General features: G+C 76.8%; 4 protein-coding genes. 1 reads left to right on the top strand and 3 read right to left on the bottom strand.

Annotation, left to right across the window (positions count from 1 at the left end):
- A partial coding sequence (locus ACFCX4_RS35195) for a condensation domain-containing protein (protein ID WP_376151373.1) occupies nt 1-1,366 on the bottom strand: 1,366 nt, incomplete at its 3' end.
- A gap of 546 nt (nt 1,367-1,912) precedes the next feature.
- A complete protein-coding gene (locus tag ACFCX4_RS35190) occupies nt 1,913-2,203 on the bottom strand; it encodes a hypothetical protein (RefSeq protein WP_376151371.1) in 291 nt (96 codons plus the stop codon).
- A 349-nt stretch (nt 2,204-2,552) separates the two neighbouring features.
- On the opposite strand from ACFCX4_RS35190, the gene ACFCX4_RS35185 reads away from it, so the two are divergent.
- On the top strand, nt 2,553-2,780 hold the full coding sequence (locus tag ACFCX4_RS35185) for a DUF6458 family protein (protein ID WP_376151369.1): 228 nt from the start codon (nt 2,553-2,555) through the stop codon (nt 2,778-2,780).
- 363 nt (nt 2,781-3,143) lie between these two features.
- Here the strand turns inward: ACFCX4_RS35185 and ACFCX4_RS35180 are convergent, their stop codons facing one another.
- The gene (locus ACFCX4_RS35180; RefSeq protein ID WP_376151368.1) at nt 3,144-3,740 is read right to left on the bottom strand and encodes a hypothetical protein; all 597 of its coding nucleotides are present in this window, start codon (nt 3,738-3,740) and stop codon (nt 3,144-3,146) included.
- Nucleotides 3,741-3,911 lie beyond the last annotated feature (171 nt).

Genomic DNA, 3,911 nt, shown 5'->3' with positions numbered 1-3,911 from the left:
TGGTGGCGGGGTTGTCGGCGACGGTGGTGAGGAGGGTGCGGCAGGCCTCGACCAGGCGGTCGATCGTCGCCGCGTCGAACAGGTCGGTCCGGTACACGAACGTCATCGCCACCCCGTCCGGGCGCGGCTGGGCGAACAGCGACAGCGCGAACAGCGCCCGGGGCCGGTCCGTCCCGAAGTCGGTGAACCGCAGCGGGCCGGGTGACCGGGCGCCGTCCGGGCCGCCCCGTGCGCCGTGCTGCGCGTCCTGCTCCGGGGCGTCCTCCTGGGCGTCCTCCGCGCCGTCCGGCAGGTTCTGCATCGCGAACCAGGTGTCGATCAGCGAGTCCGTGTCCGGCCGCTCCGGCCGCAGCTCCCGGACGATCCGCTCGTAGGGCACGTCCTGGTGGTCGAGGGCGTCGAGGGTGCGGTCGCGGACGCGGGTGAGGAGGTCGGTGAAGGCGGGGTCGCCGTCGAGGTCGGTGCGCATGACGAGGGTGTTGACGAAGAGGCCGATGAGGTGTTCGACCTCGGGGCGGGCGCGTCCGGCGACGGGGACGCCGATGCCGAAGTCGCGCTGTCCGCTCCAGCGGGCGAGCAGGATCTGGAAGGCGGCGAGCAGGGTCATGTAGAGGGTGGCGCCGTGTTCGCGGCCCAGGCGTTCGAGGCGGGTGACGAGTTCGGGTTCGAGGGTGAACTCGCGGGTGGCGCCGGTCCAGGAGGGTTCGGCGGGCCGGGGCCGGTCGGTCGGCAGTTCCAGGGCCGGCAGCACGGCCAGCCGCTCCCGCCAGTACGTCAGGCCCTGCTCCAGGACCTTGCCGGCCAGCTCCCGGCGCTGCAGATCGGCGAAGTCCCCGTACTGCACGGGGAGCGGGGGGAGCGTGTCACCGGCGTACAGCGCGCCGAGCTCGCGGACCAGCACGCCCAGCGACCAGCCGTCCGAGACGATGTGGTGCACGGCGACCAGCAAGACGTGCTCGGTCGCGCTCAGCCGCCAGACGACGACCCGCAGCAGCGGCCCCGCGGCGAGGTCGAACGGCAGGGCCGCCACGGCCTCGGCCTCCCGCCCCGCTTCGGCGGCGTCGGCGGCCTCGCGCCAGTCGATCCGGACCTCCGGCCGCTCGGCGACGAGGGCGCGCGGAACGCCGTCGCGCTCGGCGAAGCGCGTGCGCAGCGAGCCGTGCCGTTCCACCAGCGCGGTCAGCGCCCGGTCCAGCCGCGGTCTCTCCAGCGGACCGCGGACCCGCCACATCGGTGAGGCGATGTACTCGGCACTGCGACCGCCCGCCAGCCGGTCGAGAAACCACATGCGGTGCTGCGCGAACGACGGCGCGTACTCGCCCTCGGCCCGCCCCTCCGGTCGGAGGTCGTTCGTCCCTGACTGCACGGTGGATGCCCCCCTCAAGCCGACGTCCAGCCCCTCGGCTGTCGTGTACACATACGTCGGTCATATCCCAGTCGATGGGCCGCCCAAAAGCTTTGTGCGGGAGGTGTGGTGGTGGCAGGGGCGCGCGAAGGAGCAAGGGGGCGCAGTCTGTGCATGAGCATGACGCGGTGCGCCTCCCGTGTTGCACCAAGCGGCCACCGGCCCCGGCGGCCCCACCGGCCGCGGTACACCTGCCCGGCCCCACGCACCCCATCCGAGCTGCGCGAACGTGCCTGCCGCCGCCCTTCGTCAGGACCGCGGCGGGGCGCCCGCGGAGCCCGGCCGGCCGGCGGCCGGCGCCCTCCGGCCACACCGCAGGAGGAGGCCGATCGGGTCTTGCGCGGCACCGCGGACCGTGCTGGGCCCGTGGGCCCGCGCCCCCGTGCGCCGGGTCGGTCGCACGGGGGCACGTCGTGCGTGCGACCCGGCCGCGGTCCCGGGCGGGCCCCCCTTCGCCGTCCGGCCGCTCGGCCCCCCGGGCACGTGGACCGTGCCGGGCCGGTCGGGTCAGGCCCGGTCGCCGCCCGGCCGTGACGCGGGGCGGTCCCCGCGCCCGGCGGATCCGTCGGCAGGCTCCTCGACGCCCGCCGCGGCTTCCGCGTCGTCCGCTCCCTCGGCCGCTTCGCCGTCGAGCAGCCCGAGGGCGTCAAGGAGCAGCCGACAGTCCTCGGGGTCCGTGGCCCTGGCGGCCACCAGGCGACGCGCCCTGGCCCGGACGTCGGGCGGGCCGGGTGCGCCCGGCGGGCCGAACAGGTCACCCATCGTCTGCAGTTCACGGTTCGGCCGGGTCGTGGTCATGCTCGCCTCCTGCCCGGGACGTGGCCGGTCATCCACCGTACTGCGCGCCCCCGGGCACCCGTCGCCCGGGGCCCGCGGTCCCGGTGCATGCACCCGGCGGCCCGGGGTACGCGGCGCCCGTGGACGTGCGCCGTCCGGACCGGTCTCCCCGCGTCCCCGGGCGGGCCGCCCGTCCACCGGCCCCGGCCGGCGGCGAGCGCCGGGCGCCCGAGGGCCGTCCGGCCGCCGCGGCGGCTCCGGCCGGGCGGCCCGCGGTTCCGGGCGATCGGCAGGCATCGCCCGGGCGATCAGGGGTACGCGGCGAAGCGGCCCCCGATGACGGTGGGCCGGGTCCGACGAGGAGGAAATCATGGGCCTGGGCAGCTGCATCATCCTGTTCGCGATCGGAGCGGTCCTCGCCTTCGGCGTCGACTGGCAGGTCGACGGAGTGAACCTGACCGTGGTCGGCATCGTCCTCATGGCGGCCGGCTTCATCGGTGTGGTGGCGTACGCGAAGATCCTCGGCCGCCGCCGCTACCTGGGCGGCCGCGCGGTCGACGAGGTCGTCGTCGAGGAGCGCCACCGCGACCGGCTGTGACCCCGGCTCACCGGCTCACCGCCGGATCTGCCCCGGGCGGCCGTTGGCGGCGGGGCCGGTGTCCGGGAGCGGCCCTCGGTCCGCCGGGGCGGGAACCAGGTCCGCTCGACGCGCCCGCGGACGTGCCGGTGGCCGGCGGCGTTCTCCGGGGCCGGTGTCGAGGTGGCGCGGATCCGGTCCGGGCGGCGGTGGGCACCGTGGCGCGCCGCCCGGACCGCCGGCGGCCCGCTCCCGCGGGAGTCCGCCGCCAGGCCCTCGGACCGTCGCCCCGGCAGGCCGGTGAACACCCCGACCGGACCGGGCGGGCCGTGACCGGACGTCAGGGGCCGTGACCGGACGTCAGGGTCCGGGGCCGGGCCCCGGTCAGTCGGTCCGGGAGCGGGAGAGCCAGTAGAGCGCGAGGTCCAGGTCGCGGGCGGTCCACGTGACGGTCGTGGGGGCGGTGGCGAGGAGCTGGTCGAGCAGCCCGATGTAGCGGGCGTAGCGGCCGGAGGAGTCGCCGAGGTGGAGGCCGAGCAGGTGCAGACCGCGGTGGGAGTGGCGGTCGTAGACGGCCATCCGGTCGGGGGCGGCGGCGGTGAGCACGGCGGAGGCGAGTGCGTCCCCGTGTCCGAACCCGGGCAGGCCCGCCAGTGCCGCCCGGCCCCGGCGGGCGGCGGCTCCGCGGGCCGACGAGGTGTCGCGCACCGCGGTCACCGCCTCGCCGGTCCGCGCGCGCACCTCGGCGTCGGGCGTCGCCATGAGCTCCGCGACCCACCGGGTGTCCGCCCGGAGCCGCTTCCACAGCAGCAGGGCGCCGATGTCGGCCTTGCCGAGGCTCCCGCGGGCCGACACCCGTTCGGCGACCTCGTCCAGGACCTCGTCGTAGTGGGGGCTCACGGTTTCGGCGTACGCGCTCCGGGCGGCGATGAGTCCGGTCCATGCGGCCGGATCCGGAACGGGGGTGACGGTTTCGCTCATGGAGGCCATCATGGCGCCCCGCGCACGGCCCGGTCCGGCGTTCGGGGAACCGGGGCTCGGGGCCCGGTTCCCGGTGCCCGAAGCGCCCCCGAAGCACCGCCGGATGCGCCTCCGTATCCGCAGCCGGACGCGCCGGTGGGCCGACGGGCGGGCCGTCGGCCCACCCGGCCC

This window comes from Kitasatospora sp. NPDC056327, assembly GCF_042261735.1.
GTDB lineage: Bacteria > Actinomycetota > Actinomycetes > Streptomycetales > Streptomycetaceae > Kitasatospora.
This window is presented reverse-complemented; position numbering and strand designations above follow the sequence as displayed.